The 23,617-nt window shown below is 61.7% G+C and carries 18 protein-coding genes; 10 read left to right on the top strand and 8 right to left on the bottom strand.

What is annotated here, in order from left to right; genetic code table 11:
- Window positions 1-9 precede the first annotated feature (9 nt).
- Window positions 10-1,230, top strand: a complete 1,221-nt coding sequence (locus ACQ5BM_RS06780) for an adenylate/guanylate cyclase domain-containing protein (RefSeq protein ID WP_429809458.1) — start codon at window positions 10-12, stop codon at window positions 1,228-1,230.
- Window positions 1,231-1,242: 12 nt separating this feature from the next.
- On the opposite strand, the gene ACQ5BM_RS06775 is transcribed toward ACQ5BM_RS06780, so the two are convergent.
- Window positions 1,243-1,542 (bottom strand): DUF6074 family protein, encoded by a 300-nt coding sequence (locus ACQ5BM_RS06775; protein ID WP_429809456.1) that lies wholly within the window; start codon window positions 1,540-1,542, stop codon window positions 1,243-1,245.
- 335 nt (window positions 1,543-1,877) lie between these two features.
- Between ACQ5BM_RS06775 and ACQ5BM_RS06770 the strand changes: the two genes are divergently transcribed.
- The 5 genes from ACQ5BM_RS06770 to ACQ5BM_RS06750 all read left to right on the top strand — a co-directional run bounded on the left by ACQ5BM_RS06770 (window position 1,878) and on the right by ACQ5BM_RS06750 (window position 6,994).
- Entirely contained in the window at window positions 1,878-3,596 is a 1,719-nt protein-coding gene (locus ACQ5BM_RS06770; protein ID WP_429809454.1) for an ABC transporter ATP-binding protein, read from the top strand.
- 98 nt (window positions 3,597-3,694) lie between these two features.
- Complete coding sequence (locus tag ACQ5BM_RS06765) at window positions 3,695-5,257, top strand: D-aminopeptidase (RefSeq protein ID WP_429809836.1); 1,563 nt, start codon at window positions 3,695-3,697, stop codon at window positions 5,255-5,257.
- Between the two features lie 81 nt (window positions 5,258-5,338).
- On the top strand, window positions 5,339-6,124 hold the full coding sequence (locus tag ACQ5BM_RS06760; protein ID WP_429809452.1) for a pseudouridine synthase: 786 nt from the start codon (window positions 5,339-5,341) through the stop codon (window positions 6,122-6,124).
- Window positions 6,125-6,413: 289 nt separating this feature from the next.
- The gene (locus tag ACQ5BM_RS06755; RefSeq protein ID WP_429809450.1) at window positions 6,414-6,614 is read left to right on the top strand and encodes a type II toxin-antitoxin system VapB family antitoxin; all 201 of its coding nucleotides are present in this window, start codon (window positions 6,414-6,416) and stop codon (window positions 6,612-6,614) included.
- Window positions 6,611-6,994 (top strand): type II toxin-antitoxin system VapC family toxin, encoded by a 384-nt coding sequence (locus ACQ5BM_RS06750; RefSeq protein ID WP_429809448.1) that lies wholly within the window; start codon window positions 6,611-6,613, stop codon window positions 6,992-6,994. Before ACQ5BM_RS06755 ends, ACQ5BM_RS06750 begins: the two co-directional genes overlap by 4 nt.
- Window positions 6,995-7,226: 232 nt before the next feature.
- Here the strand turns inward: ACQ5BM_RS06750 and ACQ5BM_RS06745 are convergent, their stop codons facing one another.
- A complete protein-coding gene (locus ACQ5BM_RS06745; RefSeq protein ID WP_429809446.1) occupies window positions 7,227-8,075 on the bottom strand; it encodes an arylamine N-acetyltransferase family protein in 849 nt (282 codons plus the stop codon).
- Between the two features lie 71 nt (window positions 8,076-8,146).
- Window positions 8,147-8,608 (bottom strand): cupin domain-containing protein, encoded by a 462-nt coding sequence (locus tag ACQ5BM_RS06740; protein WP_429809445.1) that lies wholly within the window; start codon window positions 8,606-8,608, stop codon window positions 8,147-8,149.
- 100 nt (window positions 8,609-8,708) lie between these two features.
- On the opposite strand from ACQ5BM_RS06740, the gene ACQ5BM_RS06735 reads away from it, so the two are divergent.
- Window positions 8,709-9,602, top strand: coding sequence for a LysR family transcriptional regulator (locus ACQ5BM_RS06735; protein ID WP_429809443.1), 894 nt, complete (start codon window positions 8,709-8,711; stop codon window positions 9,600-9,602).
- A 210-nt stretch (window positions 9,603-9,812) separates the two neighbouring features.
- Here ACQ5BM_RS06735 and ACQ5BM_RS06730 read toward each other — a convergent pair whose 3' ends face one another.
- Genes ACQ5BM_RS06730 through ACQ5BM_RS06720 form a run of 3 tightly spaced genes read right to left on the bottom strand, consistent with a single transcriptional unit; the run spans window position 9,813 to window position 15,933 of the window.
- Window positions 9,813-11,165 carry an HlyD family type I secretion periplasmic adaptor subunit gene (locus tag ACQ5BM_RS06730; RefSeq protein ID WP_429809441.1) on the bottom strand — a complete coding sequence of 451 codons (1,353 nt, stop codon included), beginning with the start codon at window positions 11,163-11,165 and terminating at the stop codon, window positions 9,813-9,815.
- On the bottom strand, window positions 11,162-12,895 hold the full coding sequence (locus ACQ5BM_RS06725) for a type I secretion system permease/ATPase (protein WP_429809439.1): 1,734 nt from the start codon (window positions 12,893-12,895) through the stop codon (window positions 11,162-11,164). Before ACQ5BM_RS06725 ends, ACQ5BM_RS06730 begins: the two co-directional genes overlap by 4 nt.
- An 8-nt stretch (window positions 12,896-12,903) precedes the next feature.
- Complete coding sequence (locus ACQ5BM_RS06720) at window positions 12,904-15,933, bottom strand: cadherin-like domain-containing protein (RefSeq protein WP_429809437.1); 3,030 nt, start codon at window positions 15,931-15,933, stop codon at window positions 12,904-12,906.
- 878 nt (window positions 15,934-16,811) lie between these two features.
- Here ACQ5BM_RS06720 and ACQ5BM_RS06715 point away from each other — a divergent pair.
- The 3 genes from ACQ5BM_RS06715 to ACQ5BM_RS06705 all read left to right on the top strand — a co-directional run bounded on the left by ACQ5BM_RS06715 (window position 16,812) and on the right by ACQ5BM_RS06705 (window position 19,892).
- Window positions 16,812-17,120 carry a DUF982 domain-containing protein gene (locus ACQ5BM_RS06715; protein WP_429809435.1) on the top strand — a complete coding sequence of 103 codons (309 nt, stop codon included), beginning with the start codon at window positions 16,812-16,814 and terminating at the stop codon, window positions 17,118-17,120.
- 314 nt (window positions 17,121-17,434) lie between these two features.
- Window positions 17,435-19,081 carry a caspase family protein gene (locus ACQ5BM_RS06710; RefSeq protein ID WP_429809434.1) on the top strand — a complete coding sequence of 549 codons (1,647 nt, stop codon included), beginning with the start codon at window positions 17,435-17,437 and terminating at the stop codon, window positions 19,079-19,081.
- Between the two features lie 325 nt (window positions 19,082-19,406).
- Window positions 19,407-19,892 carry an adenosine-specific kinase gene (locus tag ACQ5BM_RS06705; protein WP_429809432.1) on the top strand — a complete coding sequence of 162 codons (486 nt, stop codon included), beginning with the start codon at window positions 19,407-19,409 and terminating at the stop codon, window positions 19,890-19,892.
- Between the two features lie 520 nt (window positions 19,893-20,412).
- Here ACQ5BM_RS06705 and ACQ5BM_RS06700 read toward each other — a convergent pair.
- Both ACQ5BM_RS06700 and ACQ5BM_RS06695 read right to left on the bottom strand, forming a co-directional pair.
- Window positions 20,413-21,741, bottom strand: coding sequence for a sigma-54-dependent transcriptional regulator (locus tag ACQ5BM_RS06700; RefSeq protein WP_429809430.1), 1,329 nt, complete (start codon window positions 21,739-21,741; stop codon window positions 20,413-20,415).
- Complete coding sequence (locus ACQ5BM_RS06695; RefSeq protein ID WP_429809428.1) at window positions 21,738-23,537, bottom strand: sensor histidine kinase; 1,800 nt, start codon at window positions 23,535-23,537, stop codon at window positions 21,738-21,740. Before ACQ5BM_RS06695 ends, ACQ5BM_RS06700 begins: the two co-directional genes overlap by 4 nt.
- Window positions 23,538-23,617: the final 80 nt, after the last annotated feature.

Here is a 23,617-nt window from a genome sequence, read left to right as displayed (position 1 = left end):
GGATGCAGCATGAACGATCAACAGATCCGCGATATCGTCCTCTGGCTTTCCGAGCAGGGCCTCAAAGGGCTGGATGAGTCGGAGCTGTTCGCCGGCTTCTGCGAACAGTGCCGCGCAGCCGGCGTCGATCTTTCCCGCGCGCTCGGGCTGATCGATACGCTACATCCGGAGTTCGAGGGCCGCGCCTTCCAATGGAACGATGAAAGCGACGTGACGCCGGAGGTCATCCAGTACGGCTCGACCAGCAGCGGCGACGCTCTCACGAACTGGCAGAATTCCATCTTCTACCACATGCTCAACGATCATGAGTCCGAACGGCGTATCCGCCTCGTGGCCGAAAAAACCGTCAGCTTCACGATGCTGAGAGACCTCAAGGAGCAGGGGCATACCGACTGCGTCAGCATGATCCACCATTTCACCGACCAGGGCCGTGTCGGCGGAATGGACTGCTTCTATTCCTATTGGACGACCCGCAAGCCATCCGGTTTCACAGAGGAAGAGCTCGCCGCGCTCCGGGTGCTGCTGCCGACCCTGGCGCTCGCGGTAAAGGCCGGCTCCTGCATGCGCATCATCAGCACGCTTGCCGACGTCTATCTCGGTGCCGACGCCGGCAAACGCGTGGTCGAGGGAAGCATCGCCCGAGGCTCGGCCGTGCGCATCGAAACGGTCATGTGGTTTTCGGACCTCAGGAGCTACACCCGCATCTCGGACACCTCCTCGCCCGACCAGATCATCCCACTGCTCAACGATTATTCGGGGACGGTGATCACGGCCATTCACGACCATGGCGGCTGCGTGCTGAAGCTCATCGGTGATGGTGTGCTTGCGATCTTCAATGCCGACGATCCGGCAACCGCCTGCGCCAACGCAATCGCCGCCGAGCGGCAGCTCCGCCGCATGCTCGCCGAGCTCAACACGAGCCGGCAGGCGGAGGGCAAGCCGACGACCGACGTCTATCTCGGCCTCCATATCGGCGAGGTGTTCTACGGCAATATCGGCAGCCAGACCCGGCTCGATTTCACCGTCGTCGGTCCGGCCGTCAACGAAGTGAGCCGCATTTCATCCATGTGCCGTTCGGTCGAGCGGCACATGATCATGTCTTCTGATTTCGTTGAGGCCTGCCCGCCGGAACATCGGGTCCATGCGGTGTCGCTGGGGCGTTTCGCGCTGCGCGGCATCGCCCGGGCAAAGGAGCTGTTCACCTGGGATCCGGAACTGCCGGCGAACTGAAAAAGCGCGCCGTTACTGGCTCATCACGCCCTGAGAGACGCGCGATAGGTGGCGGAACTGCAGCTCGGCTTGAACCTCACCCTGGAAGTCCATCACCTGCCGGCGCGCTTCGTCTTCCGAGCAGCCGCAGGCAAGAAGTTCGTCGGCAAGGGCGCGGCACCGGCGGCGCCAGAATTGCAAAGCTTCGGCGCCATGCAGATCTTCAAGTTCGACGGCAGCGGTGCGGATGGCGGTCAATCTCCTTGCCACCGGAAACGGAACGATCGTGCTCGCATCGGATTCCGTGGCTTTCACTGATTGCTTGCCTGCCATCTTCTCATTTGCCCCCTGGAGCTTCCTGCGTTAACGCGAACGCATGAAGACGCCCTACGCTTGTCGATATCGAGCACCTCACGCGCCGGCGATGTCCCCAACCGCAGGCGAAGCACTCTGGTGATTCCTGTTCTACGAAACTTATGGTTAACGTTTCCTTCCCGCCGCCGCCGCCAGATGCGGATTGACCGTTTGCGAGACCGAAGATGTCGGCCTCGTCAAACCCGCGACACTGTCTTCCGCTTTTCTGGGTTGGTTTCCGACATTAAACATGACATTGGAATTCATATTTCTGTCGACCACCCTCGGTCGCTGCCCCCAGTGAGTGCACCTGCATGTTGAAGCGTTTCTTCGCGTTTTATCGCCCCTATCGCGGCTTGTTCATGCTCGACTTTTCCTGTGCCGTGCTTTCCGGCCTGCTCGAGCTCGGCTTCCCGATCGCAGTGAAGCTGTTCGTCGACCAGCTTTTGCCAAGCCAGGAATGGACCCTGATCCTGTTGTCCTCGGCCGGACTGCTGCTCGTCTATCTGCTCAACACCGGCCTGATGGCGACGGTCACCTATTGGGGCCACATGCTCGGCATCAACATCGAGACGGACATGCGACGGATGGCCTTCGACCATTTGCAGAAGCTCTCCTTCTCGTTCTTTGACAACCAGAAGACCGGACATCTGGTCGGGCGCCTGACGAAGGACCTCGAGGAGATCGGCGAAGTCGCCCACCACGGGCCTGAAGACCTGTTCATTGCGATCATGACCTTCATCGGCGCACTCTTGCTGATGCTGATGGTGCATTGGCAGCTCGCACTGATCACGGCTGCCGTCGTGCCGATGACGGCCTGGGTTACCAGCCGCTACGGCGGGCGGATGACCCGGAACTTCCGCAGCCTTTACGGCCGGGTGGGCGATTTCAACGCCCGCATCGAGGAGAATGTCGGAGGGATACGGGTGGTGCAGGCCTTCGCCAACGAAGAGCATGAGCGCAGCCTCTTCGAGACCGACAACCAGAACTATCGCCGCACCAAGCTCGAAGCCTATCGCATCATGGCCGCCAGCACGTCGCTCAGCTACATGAGCATGCGGCTGACGCAGCTGATCGTCATGATCACCGGCTGCTACTTCGTGCTGACCGGCGAGCTGACGAATGGCGGCTTCGTCAGCTTCCTGCTTCTGGTCGGCGTGTTCTTCCGCCCCGTCGAGAAGATCAACTCAGTCATCGAAACCTATCCGAAGGGTATTGCCGGCTTCAAACGCTTCCTCGAACTCATGGAGACCGAACCGGATATCGAGGACCGGCCGGGTGCTGCCGACGTCGCCGGCCTCAAGGGTGACATCACCTATAGCGGCGTCTCGTTCGGCTACAGCGCCGAGAAGCCGATCATCCAGAACATCGACCTGATGATCCATGCCGGCGAGACGATCGCGTTCGTCGGTCCCTCGGGCGCCGGCAAGACGACGATCTGCTCGCTGCTACCACGCTTCTACGAGGTCAGCGAAGGCTCGATCACCATCGACGGCACGGATATCCGCGACATCACGCTTTCCTCGCTGCGCGGCCAGATCGGTATCGTCCAGCAGGACGTCTTCCTCTTCGCCGGCACCATTCGCGACAACATCGCCTATGGCCGGCTCGGCGCCAGTGAAGCCGATATCCTGGATGCCGCTCGGCGGGCCAAGCTCGACGGCACGATCCAGGCTTTGCCGGACGGCATGGACACGGTGATCGGCGAGCGTGGCGTCAAGCTTTCCGGCGGGCAGAAGCAGAGGCTGGCGATCGCCCGCATGTTTCTGAAGAACCCGGCAATCCTCATCCTCGACGAGGCGACCTCGGCGCTCGACACCGAAACGGAAAGGGCGATCCAGCAGTCGCTGGCCGAGCTTTCCAAGGGCAGGACGACACTGATCATCGCGCACCGGCTGGCAACGATCCGCGATGCCGATCGTATCGTTGTGGTCGACGGCAGCGGCATTCGCGAACAGGGCCCCCACGAGACACTGCTCGCTGCCAAAGGCGCCTATAGCCGCCTCTATCACGCCCAGGCAGCTGCCGTCTGACGATGGCCGCGGCAGCGTAGGCATTGCATGCGGATGGAGGGGGCGATACGAACGGAACATAAATGTCCCTCCCCTCCGTCCGCCAGATCCTAAGCGCCATGAACACTCCCGATCTTTCCGTCCTTGAACGCGCCATAGCAGCCTTGCCGCAGCACTATCCCGGACCGGGCGGCGTTGCCGGTGTGGTGAGAGATGGCGAGGTCCTCTTTCGCCACACCTGGGGCTATGCCGACCTGACAGCCCGCAAACCGATGACGATGGCGACGCGGATTCCGATCTGCTCGATCACCAAGCAGCTGACCTGCGCGGTGCTGCTCGATGCGGTTGGTCGTCCGGAGAAGCTCGACCCTGCGCTCGACGCCTACCTCCCCTTGCTCGAAGGCAAGCGCCCGACCGCTGCCCATCTCTGTCACAACCAGTCCGGACTTCGCGACTACTGGGCATTGACGGTGCTTGAGGGCGCCAGCCACGATGGTGTCTTCCGCCGTGAGGATGCACGCCCGCTGCTGTCCAAGGCACGCTCGACGCACTTCGAGCCCGGCACCCGCTATTCCTACTCCAATGGCAATTTCCGCATTCTCGCCGACCTGATCGAAGAGCACACCGGCCGCTCGATGGCGGAACTCTATCAGCGCTCCGTCTTTGGTCCCGCGGCCATGCAGACCGCCGCCCTGACCCCGGATACCAGCCTGCCGCCGGATGGTATCGTCGGCTACGAGGGCAACGAGGCGATCGGCTATTTCGAGGCGCTCAATCGCATCTACTGGGCGGGCGACGCCGGTGTTTCCGCCTCGCTCGACGACATGCTCGCCTGGGAGTGCTTCATCGACAGGACGCGTAACGATGCGGACGGGCTCTATCGCCGCCTTTCTGCACCGCAGACCTATGCGGATGGCCGCCCGGCACCATACGGCTTCGGCCTTGCACAGGAAATGATCGGCGATGTCGCGATCAGCGGCCACGGTGGCGCGCTCCGCGGTTTCCGCTGCCGCAGGCTCTACGCGCCCGCCGAGCGTCTCTCGGTCGTGGTGATGTTCAATCACGAAGGCGATGCCCATGCGGCTGCAACGACGCTGATGAAGATCGCTCTCGGCCACGAGGATACCGAGACCACGTCCGGGAGCTGGGACGCGCGGAGCACCGGAAGCTACTTGGATCCGGAAACGGGCCTCGCCCTTGTCGCCAGGCCGACGGCATCGTCCCGCATCGAACTGCGGTTCGCGACCTCGCCCGAAACGCTTTCCGTCAGTGCCGACGGCAGCGCCCGCTCGGCGGCGGTGACCCTGACATCGCAAGGCGCCGCGCTTCGGATGGAACGGCCCCGCGAAAATTTGACGGTGAATGCCGAACGCATTTTCGGTACGGCGATCACCGATATCGCCGGCCGCTATCATTCGGCTGAACTCGACGCCCATCTCGACATCGTCTCCACCAATGGTGTCTTCTACGGCGGCTTCGACGGCGCGCTCGGCACCGGAGCAATGCATGCCATGCGACCGCTGGCCGAAGACGTCTGGCTCCTTCGCTGCAAGCGCTCGATGGATGCACCGGCACCGGGAGACTGGACCGTGCTTGTGCGACGCGACGCGCAAGGCAAGGTGGCAGGCCTCACCGTCGGCTGCTGGCTCGCCCGGCGGATCGACTACACGAAGATCGGCTGAGGCCGTGATCGAGGCGCCGGATATGTTAAGCAGAGGCGCGGCAACGGACCGCGACATGACCAGGAACCGGAAGACCACGGTGTGAAACAGAAGCGACCAACAGCTGCGCGAGACAACGGCCGCCGCCCCGCAGCCGATGCAGGCAAGCGCGTGACCGTTGCCCGCGCACTTTCCAAGCTCGGCTACTGTTCGCGCACGCAGGCCGAAAAGCTCGTGCTGGAAGGACGCCTGAGCGTCGGCGGGCGCAAGATCACGGACCTTTCACACTGGGTTGACATCGACAAGGATCGCATCACGGTCGATGGCAGGCCGGTGTTTGCCGAAGAAAAGATCTATCTGATGCTGAACAAGCCGCGCGGACTGGTCACCACTCGGCACGACCCCGAGGGCCGGCCGACGGTGTTCGATTGCCTGACAGAAACCGACTCGTCGTTCCTGTCTCCGGTCGGCCGCCTCGACAAGGCGAGCGAGGGCCTTCTGCTCTTCACCAACGACACGGTGCTTGCCCAACGCCTGCTCGACCCTGAAACCCATCTCGGCAAGGTCTACCACGTGCAGATCGCCGGGCAGATCGGTGACGGGCATCTCAGGCAGATGGTTGCCGGCATCGAGGAAGGCGGCGAGGTGCTGCGCGCCGCACGTGCCGTCCATCTCAGAGGCGGCGACAAGAACACATGGATCGAAGTGGAGCTCGAAGAGGGACGCAACCGCCAGATCCGCCGCATGCTCGATAAGCTCGGCTTCGAGGTGTTGCGTCTGTTGCGGGTTTCGATCGGTACGGTCGCGCTTGGCGACTTACCCAAGGGCGCCACCCGTGCCCTCACGGCGGAAGAAATCACCTATCTGAGACAACGCACGGGTCTTTGAAGGGACATTCGGACATCCCCAATCGGAACATTAAAGAGCGTCGCGACACAAGCTGGCCTTAAACTTGCCAGCGGACTTCGGGGGAAGGGGGCGACTAAGTCATCCGCGGCGCGCGACCAGGTGTGATTGTGCAAGGATGCTGTAGGCGTGATCGAAGCATCGAACCGACCGTCAATGCGCGGACAAAGACGAGTGCTCACGCGGTGCCAGCTTCCCGAAGAGAGCAGGCCAGGCGTAGATTTCGTCACCAAATGGTGCTATTTTCAACACCGGAATCAGGAACCAAACGATGCGCTCGACTATCAATCTTGACGACACCCTCATGGAAAGGGCCAGGTCCCTCACCGGAACGAAAGAAACTTCCGCTCTGGTTCGCCAAGCGTTGGAGACGCTTGTTCGTGTGGAATCGGGAAAACGCCTCATCGCGCTCGGGGGAACTATGCCGGATGCGGAGGCAGCCCCACGCCGCCGGAGCGCAGCTGCCAAGTGATACTTGCTGACACTTCCATCTGGATTGATCATTTCCGACATGCCGATGCAGAGCTGCGTAGGATTATTGAGGACGATCGTCTTCTCTGCCATCCGGCCGTGATTGGAGAACTCTCGCTGGGCAGCCTTCGGGATCGTAGTAGCGTGATAGCCTTCCTGGCGGCTCAACGGGAAGCGTTCGTCGCAACGCATGACGAAGTCATGACGATGATTGATCGCCACGCCATTTTTAGCATGGGCATTGGCTACACAGATGCCCACCTGGTGGCCTCGGTACTCCTCGATCAGCGGGCGGCCTTGTGGACCAGAGACAAGCGTTTGCGGGCAGCGGCCGAAAAGGCGGGGGCTTCACTACACCCCCCTGCCAATCAGCGAAACTAAATGCTGAATCCAGACGACCGTTACTCGTGCTGGTCTGAGTGGCGGACGCGACTTCATTGACTGCTATGAAGCTTTAATGCGGGCATTCTTCGACGGAAGCCCCGGCGGGAGCCTGCTCATCGAACCTAGGGCAATCGTGAGAGCCCTGCTCAGTGCGAACCTGATATAGCCATGCGGCTATGTGAAGCATCGGTGTTTCCTCGAGTTCCACGTTGTTGAAGGGTGTCGCCGTTCAGGCCGCCTCGTCGCGGCCAATCGCCTGGATCTTGTCCCAGACGCGTTCGGGCCGGGGAATCTCAAGGTCGAAGATGGTCTCAAACGTATCCGCGAGATGGTCCGCGCTTGTAATGCGGTGTTCGCTAACGCTGATGGGCGTGACCGTGCGCAAGCGGTCGTTCTGCAGTGCGACATAGCCGTTCGCGGTATGACGCAGGACCGCCAGCGCGTTGGTGAACGGCGATCCGGGATCCCGCATCAGCCAGCCATGCGTGTCAGCCATGGCGGCCTCATCGCTGTGGTCGGCCCGGAAATCGAAGCTGCGCGCAATGCCATGCGCATGATTGTTGAAGCGCAGCCAGTCGTCCTGCGTCGGTACGATCGAAAAATCGAAACCGCGCTGGCTGATCGGTCCAACGGCAAGCGGCACGGGTTCGATAATGGCATCGGCCACGCCGACCTCGGCGAGATAGGAGCGATGGTCGAGATCGACACGCAGGGTCAGGTGATTGCCAATGGCAACGTCGCCCAGTTTTTCGCGATCGACGCCGCCGCAAAGACGGGTTACCCGGAAACCGAGCGCATCGAGAGCTGCGCCGAAGAGACCGTTCATCTCGTAGCACCAGCCGCCGCGCCTGCCCCCCACCATCTTGGCGAAGGCGGAAGCCGGGGTAATTGAGGACGGCCATCCCATGAAGGCATCCAGCGCCTCCCACGTGAAGGTCATGAGGTGCGCGCGGTGAAGCCTCGACAGGCTGGGAAGATCGAGAGAAGCTGGCCGGTCGACACCGGTCTTTGCGAGATAGGCGTCCAGCTGGCCGGCTGTCAGGGTCATTCCGTTTTCGTTTGAAGGCGTGAGTGTCATCCTTCGGTCTCCTTTCGATGGACCGTTGCTGAGGTTCTCGGTGCCGGAGTTGAGGGCAGTTCGTCGCCGGGTCAGGCGATCTTGCGTTCGTCGTCGGGCAGGAAAGTCAGGCCGAAATCCTTTGCGACGGAGGCGATCTGCTCGGGCGTTTCGGGCTTGCAGAGCTCGATGATCGGAAAGAAGTTCTCGAACCCGCCCGGCGTCACGACGACCATCAGATGGCCTTCGGTATCTCCGATGTTGCGGAAGCGATGCGGCACGCCGCGCGGCAGCGCGATGCAGCCCCCTGCGGTCAATTCGACGTAGTCGCCGGCACACCAGAAGCCGAAGCAACCGGACAGGACGCGAAAGAACTCGTCCTCGCGCTCATGCACATGAAGCGGCGGACCTTCTCCGGGTGGCACGATGGCCTCGAGCATGCCCAGCGCGCCGCCCGTGTTGGCGGCCATCATGCGTATGACGTGTTTTCCGAACGCCGCTGCGAGCGTTCCATGGCCTGGCAGTGATACCGCCGCATAGGTGAATGTCTTCATCTCGGGTCTCCTTCTGCTTTGAGGACACCCATCGATTACTTTGTGCTCCGTCTCATGATAAGAGCGATAAATTAACATCATTGAACGGATAATCGCCCTCATGAAAACACTGGATCCGCTTGACGGGATTGCCGCATTTCTAACGGTTTCCGCGCATCTCAGCTTCACCAAGGCGGCGGACGAACTGGGCATGTCGCGTGCGACGGTGGGAACCCAGGTCAGGCAGCTCGAGGATCGCCTCGGCATCCGCCTCTTTCAGAGGTCGACGCGCAAGATCGCCCTTACCGAAGCGGGCGCGGCGTATCGGGAAGCTCTTTCGGGTATCCTGCCGCAGATAAAGGAGGCGGAACGGGCGGCCACCTCGTTCCAGAAGGAAGCCGTCGGGCGCTTGCGGGTGTCCGCTCCGCCCGATCTCGGGCATCTGGTGATCGTGCCGGCCGTTTCGGAGTTCCTCAAGCTCAACCCGGCTGTGTCTCTCGAACTGGACCTGTCGCATCGGGCGGTAAACCTGGTCGAGGATGGCTTCGACCTGGCCATTCGGGGTCGCCTCGAAGTCGACATCAATCTCATCACCCGGCAACTGGCGACATCGTCACTCGTGATTTCCGCGTCACCCGCCTACATAGCCGAATACGGTGCGCCGGAAACGCCACACGACCTCGCGCACCACTCGTGCCTCCACTTCGCCGAATTAAGATGGGGGCGGGTCTGGCCGTTCAGAAAGAACGATGAGGAGTTCCGGATTCCAATCGTGCCCCGGCTGGAACTCAATCACAGCCTTGGCCTGCGTGACGCCGCCTTGCTGGGGGTCGGTATCGTCCTCCTGCCCGACTTTATCGTTGGCGAAGATCTCAGGCAGGGTCGGTTGGTACGTCTTCTCTCCGATTGGCACGTCAGCACGATACAGCTGCAAGCGGTCTATCCGGCCAATCGCCACATCGCGGTAAAGGTCCGACGCTTCGTCTCGTTCCTCGCAGGCAAACTGCGACCGTAGACGAGGCGAAACCCGCACTCCGGATGAAGGTGAGAATGAGCAGGCAGCGCCAGGAAGCTCCGATGAACGTCCGCTGGCCGCTTGCACCAGGCGGATGCTGGCGCGGATCGACCCGCTCCTCACAACAAATGCGACGTCCGAAACGACGACCTCACTCCGCCGGAACGTGCACGCGACAAGCGCGTGGTTGGCCGGCAGCCGATCGCGACCTCAATTCTCCCGCATGGCCCTGCGAAACGTTCGTGCCAGCGGCTCGCCGATATAGGCGAGCATCGTTCGACTGCCGGTGCGGATCATCACTTCGCTGGTCATCCCGGGAAGCAGCTTGCGGCCGGCAAGTTTGCCGAGCTCTTGCTCATCGACCACGATGATAGCCGTGAAATAGCCGGCGCCGGTTCTGTCATCGGTCAGGCGATCGGCCGATACGAGCTCAACGCGACCATCGAGCGGCGGCATATCATACCGTGCAAAGGCCGATATCCGGACATGTGCGGTCTGCCCGACGGCGATGGTGTCAACGTCTTCCGGACGGACCATCGCCTCTACCACCAGCTTCTGGCCGACGGGCACGATCGACATCAGCGGCTCGCCGGGGCGCACGACACCACCGGCTGTGTGGACCTGCAATCCCATGACAACCCCGTCGACGGGCGCCCTGATGTCGGCGCGCGCAAGCACGTCCTCGGCCGCGCGCAACTGCTGCTGGAGATCGAAAAGTTCGGCTTCGACCTTGCTGAGCTCGGCCACCGCCTCGTTCAGACGGGTCGTGGACAGGTTCATGATCTGCTGCTCGATCTCCGCCATCGATTCCCGAATGCGGGCGATTGCGGCGATGTTCGTCGCGCGCTCCCCTTTGAGTTCCCCCTGGCGCCGGCGCAGCTGAAGGTGCCGCTCGCGCGTGGCGAGGCCCTTCTTTGACAGTTTTTCCAGATCAGCCGCTTCTGCTTCGATGGACACCATCACTTGATCCTGGGCAGCGACCATGTCTTCGAGACCTTTGATCTCATTTTCGCTTTGCAGGATGCGCTGATGCAGAATGCCGGTTTCGTTGCTGAGCGCCAGGCGCCGCGCCCGGAAAACTTCGTTCTGTACGGCGACCGCTTCGGCGGCCGAGGACGACGACAACGTCAGAAGCTCTTGTTCGAAGGCAATCTCGTCTTTTCCGTCCCGCTCGGCCCGTAGGCGGGCGGCCGACGCCTTGCGAGATATGACACGGTTCCTGAGGAGCTCCAGATGCGCGGCTGCCTGCGTGTCATCCAGCTTGATCAGAACCTGGCCGCTTTTGACGTGTTCGCCATCGGCAACCTTGAGCTGCGAAACGATGCCGCCTTCGAGATGCTGGATCACCTTGCGCTCGCCCTCGACCTTGACGACGCCCTGGGCGACTGCCGCGCTGTCGAGCGGCGCCAGAGCGGCCCAGCCACCGAAGATGCCAAAAAAAGCGAGGATCACCACAAGCCCGGTTGTCACAGCAGGTCTTAATCGCGGCAGAAGCCGGGCGTCGTCGGTGGCTATGTATGCAGTGGGATCGCCACCAAGAGGGGTTAGCAGCTTGGCAATCATGCGCTCACGACTCCCAATCGAGGGGCAGTGGCCGCGGCTCGCGCTCGCTCTTCCATCGCACGGAACACATCGTTACGCGGGCCGAAGAGATCGATCTGACCGCGCTGAAGCACGAGAACCTTGTCGACGCTCTCCATCATATTTGAGCGATGGGTGATCAGAACTATCGTTCTTCCGGCGGCCTTGAGCCTTTGAAGCGCACTGTTCAGCGCCTGCTCACCGTCTCCGTCAAGGTTGGAGTTGGGTTCGTCCAGGAGCAAGAACGCAGGATCCCGGTAGAGCGCGCGGGCAAGCGCGATCCGCTGACGCTGGCCGCCCGAGAGCACCGCGCCCGCCTCGCCAATCTCAGTGTGGTAGCCTTTCGGGAGCCCTTTGATGAGTTCGTGTACCCCGGCCTCGCACGCAGCGCGTACGACATCGCTGAAGGACTGCTCGTTGAGCTCCTGAAATCGAGCGATGTTCTCGGCGACGGTCCCGGAGAAGAGTTCGATGTCCTGTGGCAGGTAGCCGACATGTTGGCCGCGATCGGCCGCTGCCCATTGCGCGACATCCATGCCCCCAAGGAGCACCCGGCCATGGCCGGCCGTGGAAGCGCCCACGATGAGCCTTGCCAGACTCGTCTTGCCCGCAGCGGACGGACCAATGACGGCGAGCACTTCGCCGGGCTCGAGCTGGAAGCTCACGCCCTTCAGGATCGGTTCGCCGCCGCCTTCGCGTGCAACGATGACATTCTCGACGACAAGCCGCCCCTCGGGACGCGGCAATGGCAGAATGGGAACCTCGTCGCGCCGAGCGCCGGCCACGACCGATAGTCGGTGATAGGCAGATCGCGCGCTTAAGATTGCCTTCCACGTACCGATCGCCTGCTCGACGGGTGCAAGCGCCCGCCCCATCAGAATGGAGGCAGCCACCATTGCGCCGGGAGACGCTTCAGCGTGCACGACGAGATAGGCTCCGAGCCCGAGAACGCCGATCTGCAAGCCGAGCCGCAGAAAGCGCGCCGCCGCGGCAAGGGCGGCCGAACGAAGGCTTGCGGTAGCCTGCCCCTCCGCCGCAGCCTTCTGCACCGCCTTCCAGCTGGACATCATCGCCTGCAGCATCCCCATCGCCTGTATGGCCTCGGCGTTTCGGATCGCTGCCTCCGCTTGCGCATAGGCTTTGCTTTGAGCGCCGCTCGCCTGGGCAACCGGCTGCCGCGTGACAAGCTCCGTAAGCACCGCCAGAAGGAAAAGCGCAATACCGCCTCCCAATGCCAGCCAGCCGAGCCACGGGTGCAGGAGGAAAATCGCCGCGAAGAAGATCGGCGCCCAGGGCGCGTCGAGGATCGGAAAAATTGCCGAGCCGGTGACGAAGTTCCCGAATTGCTCGAGGTCGCGCAGCGTGCGAGCGCCGCCATTACCCTTCTTTCCGGCCGCCTGTTCGATCGACGCGGCAAGAAGAACCGGCGACAGGCGACCGTTCAGCCAGATCCCGGTTGCGATAAGCAGCTGCGATCGCACGGTTTCCAATATTGCCAGGGCCAGGAGCGCCACGACGGCCATGACGGTGAGCGCCGTCAGCGTTTCGAGGCTGTGGCTCGATAGCACTCGATTATAGACCTGCAGCATGTAGAGGGCCGCCGTCAGCATCAGGATGTTGATCGCCGCGCTGAAGGCTACGAGTGGCCAGGCGGCACGCCGAAGTTCGGCCATCACCGCCTGGAGGGAGGACTGGTTGGGTGCCCGGCTCATCGTCGCTCCTAAGAGAACTGGAAATCACCGGCATTCAAGGTGCCGAGATTGCCAAGGAGCGTGACATTGTCGAGTTCCGCGACAAGTACCGCGCCGCCCGCCACCGCCGGATTGGGGTCGTAGTAGACCGCGGCATGACCTAGATCCGTATTGTGGAAGACGAAGAACGCACCCGTGGTGATGTTGCCGTAGCCGTTGATCGTTCCCTGGACGGAAGCATTGGTGACGCTGGCATCCGTTTTGACGGCAACCTCCGTGCCGGCGAAATTGATCGCTGCGTTGTTGCCAGACTTGAAGTTCTCCACAGTCAGGTTGTTGTTGCCGAGCGAGAACTCGCTTGCCCCTGTCCCCACGTCGAAGCGCAAGGTGTCGACGGTCGTCGAATTGCTGCCCGCGTCGAAGTCGGTGACATGATTGGTCGTGCTTGCGAACTTCCCGAAGACAAATGTGTCGTTGCCGATCCCGCCGGTGAGCGTATTGCTTCCGGTACCGCCGTTCAGGACATCATCACCCGCGCCGCCGATCAGCCAGTCGTTGCCGCCGCCGCCACTGAGAGTGTCGTTACCAGCGCCGCCGACGAGGATGTCATTTCCAGACCCCCCCGTGATGATCAATGTATCGTTCTGGTTCAGGCCGAAGGCAACGATCGTTTCGCTATTATTCGTGAATGTAGGAGGGGAGTTCGCACCGGACGTTCCAATCCAGAGCCTCACCGTTGTCGAGGTTGACTGATTGCTGACCGAGTCAGTCGCAACCACGCTGAACGTTTGGTCCACATTGTTGAGGTCGGCAGAAAGAGTGAGTGCGCCCGTAGTGGGATTCAGGCTCAAACCGGTGGTCGTCCCACTGGCAAAACTGTACGTGACGGAATCGCCATTCGGATCGACCGCTGCGAATGTACCGACGAGTGTGCCCGACAGCAGCTTGTTACCGTCGTCTCCGCTCACCGCGCCGGCATTGAAGGCGAAAGTGGGCGCTGCCGGAGCTTGATTGGGCGGCGGATTGACCGTCAGCCCCACCGTATCGGTGTCGCTCAGGAAGCCGTCCGATGTTGCAACCGTCAGCGTGTCGGCGCCGCTGTAATTAATGTCGCTGAGATAGCTCAGCGCAGCCAGTGCGGCATTGACCTGGACCAGTGTGCCACTGATCGTTACGGTGTTGGAACCGTTGTTGCCGACGATCACACCACCGCCCGTTCCGGCTGTCAGCTTGCCATGGGAGACAGAGACAGTCGTGGTGACATTGGCGCTGTCTACGTCGACCACGGCAACACTGCCGATCACGGTTGCAGTATTCGAATTGACCGTCTGTGTACCTGGCACTGTATTGACGGGCGCGTCGTTGACCGCGGTGATGTCGAGGCTGGCCGAACCGGCAACGCTGCCGCCCTGGCCGTCGCTGATCGTGTAGCTGAACGACACCCCGGTGTCGTCATTGGCGGCCGGCGTGTAGCTCCAGGTGCCGTTGAGATTGTCGACGAGCGTGCCGTTGCCGCCGCCGTCGATCGTCAGCCCCGTCGCCGTCAGCGTCGGGCTGTCGACGTCGGCGGCATGGGCGAGCAGCTCGGCCTGGGTGATCAGCCGCGCACCGCTATCCTCGGCAATCGCCGTCAGCGTCACCGCCGACGTCGTCGGCGCGTCGTTGACCGGGGTAATGTCGAGGCTGGCCGAACCGGCGACGCTGCCGCCCTGGCCGTCGCTGACCGTGTAGCTGAACGACACGCCGGTGTCGTCGTTGACGGCCGGCGTGTAGCTCCAGGTGCCGTCGCCATTGTTGGTGAGCGAGCCCCCGCCCGCCGAAATCTGCAGGTTCGTCGCCGTCAGGCTGTCGCCGTCGACGTCGGCGGCGTGGGCGAGCAGCTCGGCCTGGGTGATCAGCCGCGCACCGCTGTCCTCGGCAATCGCCGTCAGCGTCACCGCCGACGTCGTCGGCGCGTCGTTGACCGGGGTAATGTCGAGGCTGGCCGAACCGGCGACGCTGCCGCCCTGGCCGTCGCTGACCGTGTAGCTGAACGACACGCCGGTGTCGTCGTTGACGGCCGGCGTGTAGCTCCAGGTGCCGTCGCCATTGTTGGTGAGCGAGCCCCCGCCCGCCGAAATCTGCAGGTTCGTCGCCGTCAGGCTGTCGCCGTCGACGTCGGCGGCATGGGCGAGCAGCTCGGCCTGGGTGATCAGCCGCGCACCGCTGTCCTCGGCAATCGCCGTCAGCGTCACCGCCGACGTCGTCGGCGCATCATTGGTGCCGGTAACGGTCACTACGATGTCTTGGCTGGCGGTCCCGTCCGCGGACCACACGGTCAGCTTGTCCGTGACATGCTGTCCGGCGGGAAGCGCCTGGGTCGCCAAGCGAGCATTGTCGAGTGCGTAGGTCCAAGCCCCTGTGGACGCGTCGAAGCTGAACTTGCCGTACGTACCCTCGAGCGCGGCCTCCAGCGGTGCCTGGAAATGGTTCTGGTTGGAATCGGCATCATAAACGTGCAGCGTACCGGTGGCTGTCGGCGAACCGGGATCGCTGTTGTTCGTGCCTCCCGCTTCGACGACGCTCCCTTCGTAACTGCCGCCGAACGTCGGCCCGTCGTTCTGGCCCGTTATGTCCAGCGTCACCTTGGCGTAGCTCAGCGTGCCGTTGCCGAGCCGGATCGAATAGTAGAACGAGTCCTGTATGTGTTCGCCGCCTGCCAGGGAGTCGACGCTCCGGGCATTGTCGGGCGAGTTGGAGCCGTCAGCAATTCTATATTCGATCTTTCCGTTGGAGATTCGCATCCAGTTTCCTTCTGCGGTCCTCTCCCAACTGGTTGTGATATTGCTCTGCAACAGCTCCGTCATGAAATTCGAGCCGCCGTCGTCGATCGACCAGAGAGTCTTCGCTTTACCGCCAAGATCGTTGGCCATCACGTCCAGGGTGATGGTGTTGGTACTGGAATTGTAGAGGCTAGATGCCTTCAGCTGATCCTCGGTCCACGCATAGGCGTCGCCCTGCGCCTGCGGTGCGTTGCTGAAAGATGTAGTGCTTCCACCACCCGTGGTCTGCGTAGCCATGATATTACCCCTCCCGCCATGCGTACCCCTTATCGAGGCACTGTGGTTTTATGCGATGCCCGTCCGATGGCGTGCCTTTGCGCCGTCGGCGATCTCATCCCACCGTTGATTGAAATCCTTCATGCAGGGCGCAGAGAGCGCCAAAGCATCGATGTCGTGTGTGGAGCGACCGAGTGTGAGCCCGCGACGACCTGCTCGCGATCGCCCGATTGGTCGAACATTGGAAGAAGAAGCAACCCTGCTATTCTTGGCCAAGCAGAGGCAAGAATACTGGCCAGTCTGAGCCGGTGTCCTTGCCGTCGGCACGCCCTCTCGGGGCGAGAAAAATTCGCGCACGACTACTCCTATCGGGGCAGCCAGAAAAAACAGCCGCTCCCAAACTAACTTCCTGAAATTTATGTTGGTTTCCTCAGCCGCTCTTTGTCCCACCGGGCTTCGGCAACCTATATCCTTAATAAATTAATAACACATTTGGCGGATTAGCAAGCAAGATATTTCAATTTGCTAATTTAAAGAATGTAAACATAGTTAAAATCCTTCGCGCCCGAAAGAATGAGCGAAAATGGCACACCTAATCCTGCAACCACGAATGCTTGCGGGGAAGAGGTGATGCTGGCGGGCTCAGTCGCGACGCGATGGACTTTCCGCCCCCGGAAGAAGGCCGAAAAGGCTTTGAGATCCAAGAATGCTACCGGCAACAATCGACGAAACCGAAGCGGCCTTGATGCCAACTTCTACGTCATTCGCATAAATCCGTACGACGAACAGACGAGCCCCGCCCCCTTGGTACCCGCCGTGTTGACGTTGAACCGCGGGCGCCGTCGCTGTATCATTTTGGTGTTCTTTTTCATCCTGTTAGCCTGCGGAAGGAGGACAATATGCGCCTTCCCGAGATACCTTGGGCGGTCCCGCTATCTGTTCGTTTGCAGTCAGGATCGAACCGCATTTTTGCATCGGTCTACGACGCGCTGGACTTTCTAGAACATGAATGGCCGATACGGCACGGACAAGGCTATGAACGAGCCGTCATAACGTGCCGCTGTGCGCTGAACCGCTCTGTTCCAGCAACGGTCGCCCGGGATGCCTTCATCGGTGCGTGCTTGGAGGCTGGTATGGCGACGTCGGCGGTTGCCAACCACTATCATCATGGCGGCCCGGGATCTCACGGCAACAAGCCATTGAGCTGAACCCTGCCCCTCGCGTGCCTATCGAACTCCGATCTTCACTGAGCGGCTCTTCCAAAATGTGGTGATGGGGGATCCGACCGATCCAGCCAAGATGAGACGAGCGACTGCGTACCGATTATGTGACGACACCCGACGACGCCACCTAAGCTTCGACAGCGTTCGGGCCTTGGTTGACGACATCCGCGTCTGGGATCATTCTCAATTCATCCCGACTGCAATCCCTTAGGCTGGTCCGATGCGCTGACAACGACAATCGGGGGTGCCTGCCAAACGTCGATTTCGACTTGGGAGCATGGTCGGCGGGGCTGGCTCCTATGTATTTTCTTCGTGCGGCCGTTGTGCTCTCGTTCTTTTTTCTAAGCTCCTACGCTTGGGCCGAAAAGCGCGTCGCGCTGGTCATAGGAAACTCGGCCTATCAGCACGCGCCACAGCTTACGAACCCTCAGAATGACGCCAGCGACATGGCGTCGAAGTTGACAGGACTGGGATTCGTGGTGGTGACCGGCCGCGATCTCGACCTGGCGGGAATGCGTCGGTCGATCCGAGAGTTTGTGGGCAAAGTCGAAGGCGCTGACGTGTCGCTCTTTTTCTATGCCGGTCACGGGCTGCAGGTAAACGGGGTCAACTACATGATCCCAGTCGACGCGCAGCTTCGCTCAAACAACGATCTGGATTTCGAGGCGTTGCCGATCGAGCTCGTGCTCTCCGCCATGGAGCGTAACGCCAAGGTCAACTTGGTGTTCCTCGACGCGTGCCGTGACAATCCACTTGCCGTGACATTGGCCCGCTCCCTGGGAACGCGGTCCATGGTCGTGGGGCGGGGATTGGCGAAACTCGATACCGGCGTGGGCTCGCTGATTGCGTTCGCAACTCAGCCGGGAAACGTTGCCCTTGATGGGGCTGGCAGGAACTCCCCGTTCACGACGGCCTTGCTGAAACACCTCGGCACACCCGGGCAGAGCATAACGGATGATCTTATTGCAGTGCGTCGCACCGTATTACAGGTCACGGACGGCAAGCAGATCCCTTGGGACAGCTCATCCCTGACAGGCCCCGTTGTTCTAAATCCATCGCCGGTCCCGGACCCGGCAACGAGCCCCGCGGCGACAGCCGATACCGACAGAACCGTGGAGCTTGCCTACTGGAATTCCATTAAGGATTCGACCGAAAGCAGTTTCTTCGAAGCATACCTCCGGGAATACCCCGATGGCGCGTTCGGAACGCTTGCTAAGTTGAAGATCGCGGCGATCGGAGCGCACGAAAAGGAAAGGCAGGCGGCGGAGCAGGAAACGGCCGATTCCAAACGCGCCGTAAACCTGGAAGACAACGCCAGGCCAACCGACGTCGCTGCGCTTGAACAGACCAACTCAGAGGCACAGGTGTCCGGTTCGCCAGCCGCCAACATGACTGCCGGCGAACTCGCGTTCGCCACCCAAAGGGAACTGGCGCGCATCGGATGCCTCAGCCGAGTCGACGGCAAGTGGGGTGACAGCAGCCGGAAGGCCCTGCAGGCATATGCCGGGCGCAAGGGACTGAAGCTTGCATCACTCGCTCCGACCGAGGAGCTTTTGAATGGGCTGAAAGCGATTGGCAATCGTGTCTGTCCGCTCGTCTGCGGTAACGGGACGGAAGTCCGCGACAATCGTTGCGTGGAGCCCGGCCTGAGTGCCTTCGACGGCACATGGCGGATAACAAGGCATGCAAAGACGGACTGCGGCGCTTGGCGCGAACTCTCGTCAACCGTTTTCGTAAGTCACGGCACAGTGTCGTCCAGCTTTGGGTTCTCGGGAAAAATCTCCAGCAACGGAGCCGTCACTATTACCCTCACATTTGTCCATAAGGGAAGGAAAGGAGGCAATATCCTGACGGGGACGATAAAAGGAGATAAAGGAACCGGCAAGTTCAGGGGAACCGGAGCAGGCAGTGGTTGCTCCGGAATCATTACTATGGGCAAGATGTAGCGTGAAGGTCGTGTCAGGTAGACTTCGACGTGCGTGCGACCTGCTACCGAACTTTCATCCCGCGGCGACATGCTTGAAGCCTGCGGCGCCATCCACTTCAACGTCAAAGGCGGATTCGGGGCCGTCCGCGTCGAGCCGACTGGATCTTCGCGCGGTTCCTGCGCGATTGTAAGTCCAATGGAGAAAGCGTTTGCTCAGGTAGCAACGGCCCGCAAGCGGTGTTCCGCGGCTCCGTCGCTTTAGGTCCCAGCGCAACATGGCCGCTTGAAATCGCCTTGCGCGCGCCTAGCTACCATTGCATTGCCTACCTTGAAGGAGCGCAGCCATGGAACTCACCGTGGTGCCCATCGTCAAGCCGGACGCCGCCAACTTCATTTTCGGCCAGTCCCATTTCATCAAGACTGTGGAAGACCTCCACGAGGCGATGGTGGGCGCGGTTCCTGGCATCCGCTTTGGGCTGGCCTTCTGCGAGGCCTCCGGTAAACGGCTCGTGCGCTGGTCGGGTAATGACGAGCCCATGCTCGCCCTTGCACGCGACAACGCATTGGCGATTGGCGCCGGCCACACCTTCCTGATCTTCTTGGGTGACGGATTCTTTCCCGTGAATGTGCTGGCCGCCGTGCGTGTCGTGCCGGAGGTTTGCCGCATTTACTGTGCGACGGCCAACCCGACACAGGTGATCGTCGCGCAAACGGAGTTGGGTCGCGGCGTGCTCGGCGTGGTGGATGGCGCCTCACCGCTGGGTGTCGAAACGGACTCAGACATTGCGTGGCGGAAAGACCTGCTGCGGCAGATCGGCTACAAGCTTTAGTGCCTGGATTAGGCTATGAAATCGCTGCGGGGCTTGCCCGCTTCCGTACGACCCCTCGTTTTACTCGATCTCGGCGAAGCTCACCTGTTCATTCCCCTCGATCAGCTCGTCAACGCACTTGCGCGGGAAAGGGGCGTCATCAATGCAAACCGTCGCATGTTCGTAGCGGCGAAGGGTATTCCGGAGAACGGAACCTCCTCACCGTTCGTGACGGCTAACGAAATTCGTACGCCGTCGTTTCCAGATGATACGTCGTTTCCAGATGATACATTGTGCGAGGCAACAGCGGACCTGCACCGGCTCTCTACAGCGCCGCGCGTCTCATCAGACGCGCAAAGGTCGCTGCAGCACTTTGATTTGCTGCATGTCTCCTCAAATCGGATTGACTTAAGGAGACATGCCGTAGGCAAAGCACGCTCGGAACTCCTCAGAGCACGCATGCTGCCGCTCAACAAGCTCATCCTCCCACGAAGTGAGGAAGACGCTATTCAAGTGCCAAGTGCCAAGCGACAGATCGGCATCACGTCAAGCCGTACTTGCGGATTTTATCGTGCAGGGTCGCCTTTGGCGTCAGTAATTCCTCGCTGGTGCGGGCGAGGCTATTGCCGTTGCGGCTGAGGGCTTCGGCGATCAGCGCGCGCTCGAAAGCTTCCACGGTTTGTGCCAGAGGGCGAGAGGTCGCGTCCGCCACTCCGCCGAAAGGCGGAAAGCCGGTCTCGATGCCCAGCACGCAGCGCTCAGCGACATTGCGCAGCTCGCGCACATTACCCGGCCAATGATAGGCAAGCAGCCGCCTTGTCCGCTCAGCATCGGGATCGAGCACGGCCCGCTCGTGGCGTGACGCCGCCTGCAGGGCAAAATGCTCGAACAGCAGGCCGATGTCCTCGCGGCGCTGGCGCAAGGGTGGCAAGGGTAGCGTTGCGACATTCAGCCGATAATAGAGATCGGCACGAAACTCTCCTCGTTCCGCAAGCGCCGCCAGATCGACCTTGGTCGCAGCGACGACGCGGCAGTCGATGGAGATCGGCGTGTTCGATCCCAGGCGCTCGAGCGTTCGCTCCTGCAGCACCCGGAGCAGCTTGACCTGCATGGCGATCGGCATGCTCTCGATCTCGTCGAGAAACAGCGTGCCGCCACTGGCGTGCTCGATCTTGCCGATCCGGCGCTTTGCGGCACCGGTGAAGGCGCCCGGCTCGTGACCGAAAATTTCGCTGTCGAACAGGTTTTCGGGGAACCCGCCGCAATTGATGGCGACGAAATTGCCGCTCCGCCTCGGGCTGGCATCGTGCAGGCAGCGTGCCACGAGTTCCTTGCCGGTTCCGGTCTCGCCCTGGATCAGCACATCCGCAGCGCTGTTGCCGAGCTCGCCGATGAGGTGACGCACCCTCTCGATGGCGTCAGAGCCTCCGATAATGCGAGCGGCGGTCATTTGCCTGTTCTCAAGCCGCGCGCGCAGTTCGCGCACCTCCAGCGTCAGCCTGCGCTTTTCAAGCGCTCTCCGCACGACCTCGACGAAATAGTCGGGCGAGAACGGCTTCTCGATGAAGTCGTGGGCTCCGTCCTTCATCGCTTGAACTGCCAGAGAAACGTCGCCATGCCCGGTCATCAAGACGACCGGCAGGTCGCGGTCCTGCCGCAGAAGATCATGCATGAGCGCCATGCCGTCGTCGCCCGGCAGGCGGATGTCGGTAACGACGATTCCCGAAAAGTCGACAGGAACGAGCCGTCGCGCCTTCTCGGCGCTCTCCACCGCTTCGACATCCATGCCTTCAAGCTCGAGCGTCTGCTGGCATCCAAGGCGGACGTTCGGCTCGTCCTCGACGATCAAGACCTTGAGGTTGTCGCTCATGGCGTTTCTCCGATACCGGGTGCGGGCAGGACGACGGTGAAAATCGCGCCGCCCTGAGGGTGGTTCGCCCCGGTCAGCGTTCCACCGAAATGGTGCACGATTTCCGACGAAATGGCCAAGCCGAGCCCCAAGCCCCTGTTGCTTTCCTTCGTCGTGAAGAAGGGCTCGAAGAGGTGCTCGCGCACGTGTTCCGGCAGGCCCGGTCCGTTGTCATGGACCTCGATGACCGCGCGTCCATCTTCGCGCCAACCGCGAAGGCGCAGAGCAGGCGAGGCTGCGTTTTCGATGGCGTCCAGCGCATTGGCAATCAGGTTGACCATGACCTGCTCCAAACGGTTGGCATCGCAGAGCGCCGTAATCTCGCCCGTCCCGATCTCGGTGGACACAGCCACGTTCGCGCGGCGCAGGCGCTGGTCGAGCAAGAACAGCGCGTTGTCGACGGCGCGTCGGACATCGACCGGACCCGGCGTACCCGAGGATTTGCGGGCGAAGGACTTGAGCTGGTTGGTAAGCGCGCCCAGCCCGTCGACGATGCCGCCGATGCGGTAGAGATTGCTTTCGGCGGTCGCGACATCGCCGCGCCGGAGGAATTTGACCGCATTGCCGGAAAGGGTCCGCAGCGCCGCCAGGGGCTGGTTTATCTCATGGGCAAGGCCGGCGGAAATCTGCCCGATCGTTGCCAGTTTAGCGGCATGGACGAGCTCGTCCTGCGCGGCCCGCAACGTCCGTGTCCGTTCCTCGACCTTGCGCTCCAGCTCGTCATGGGCGCGCTGCAGCGCTTCGCGAGCTCGCAGTTGGTCGTGCAGATGCCGCCGCCGTTGGTCAAGCAGCACAAGCACGATGCCGACGAAGGCGCTGGCGATTGCGGCCAGCGCCGCACGAGTCCAAGCGATCGCACCGATTTCGCCGGCGGGGGAGAGCACCGTCAGCGACCAGCCAGTGTCGCCCATCGGGGCGGTCTGCGCCAGAAAGTTGCCCGACAGCTTGAAACCACCGTCGACGTCCGCCGATGGCGCGAGCCGCACGAGGGTGGCATTTTCGCTGAAAGCCTCCTCGCGCCGCAGTCCGAGCGAGGGAAGCGGGCGGGCGTTGTACTGCAGACTGCGCTCCAGACGTCGCCGCTCTTGGTCCGGCAGCGGGCGCAGCGTAGTAAATTTCCAGGAGGGTACGGACGCAAGGATAACGACGCCGTTCTGGTCCGTGACGATGACCGGCACTTCGACGGTCGCCCAGGACTGTTCCAACTGTTCAAGGCTGACTTTGACCGCAGCCACGCCGACGACAGCGCCGTTCGCGAGCAAAGGCGAAGAGAGATAGTAGCCGGGCTCGCCGCGGGTGGTACCGATGCCGAAAAGCCGGCCGGGGCGCCCCTTGATGGAATCGTTGAAATAGGAGCGATAAGACAGGTCCTCGCCGATGAAGCTGTCAGGGCGGTTCCAGTTGCTGGCGGCGACCACGTGTCCCCCGCGATCGAGCAGGTAGATCGACAGCGTGCCTGCCCGCAGGTTGAGCTGCTCGAGGTAGCGGTTGACGGTGTCGGTGAGCGGCTTACCGTGCGCGATCAGGTCGATCACGTCCCGCTCCAGGCCGAGCGTCGCCGGGAAATAGGCGTATTTGTCGATCTGCCTGTTCAGGCTGGTGGCATAGAGCTCGAGGCGTTGCGTTCCCGTTCTCTGTAACTCCGCCAGGCCCAGCGTCTCGCTGATGCGAAAGCCCGCAAGGCCGACAACGAGCGCCACGGCGGCGAGGCCGGGGAGCAACAAACCGTATTTGCGGACAAAAGAGGCGATCGACATTGGCACGATTGGGAGCGGATGCGCACGCCGCAACACTATTGTTGATCCGGCTCCCTACCACATCCGATGAGGCCGAGCGA

Origin of the sequence: Ensifer sp. B1-9, from assembly GCF_050474445.1 — a bacterium.
Lineage (GTDB): Bacteria > Pseudomonadota > Alphaproteobacteria > Rhizobiales > Rhizobiaceae > Ensifer.
Note: the sequence above shows the minus strand (reverse complement) of the source record. Positions and strands in the feature narration are given on the sequence as shown.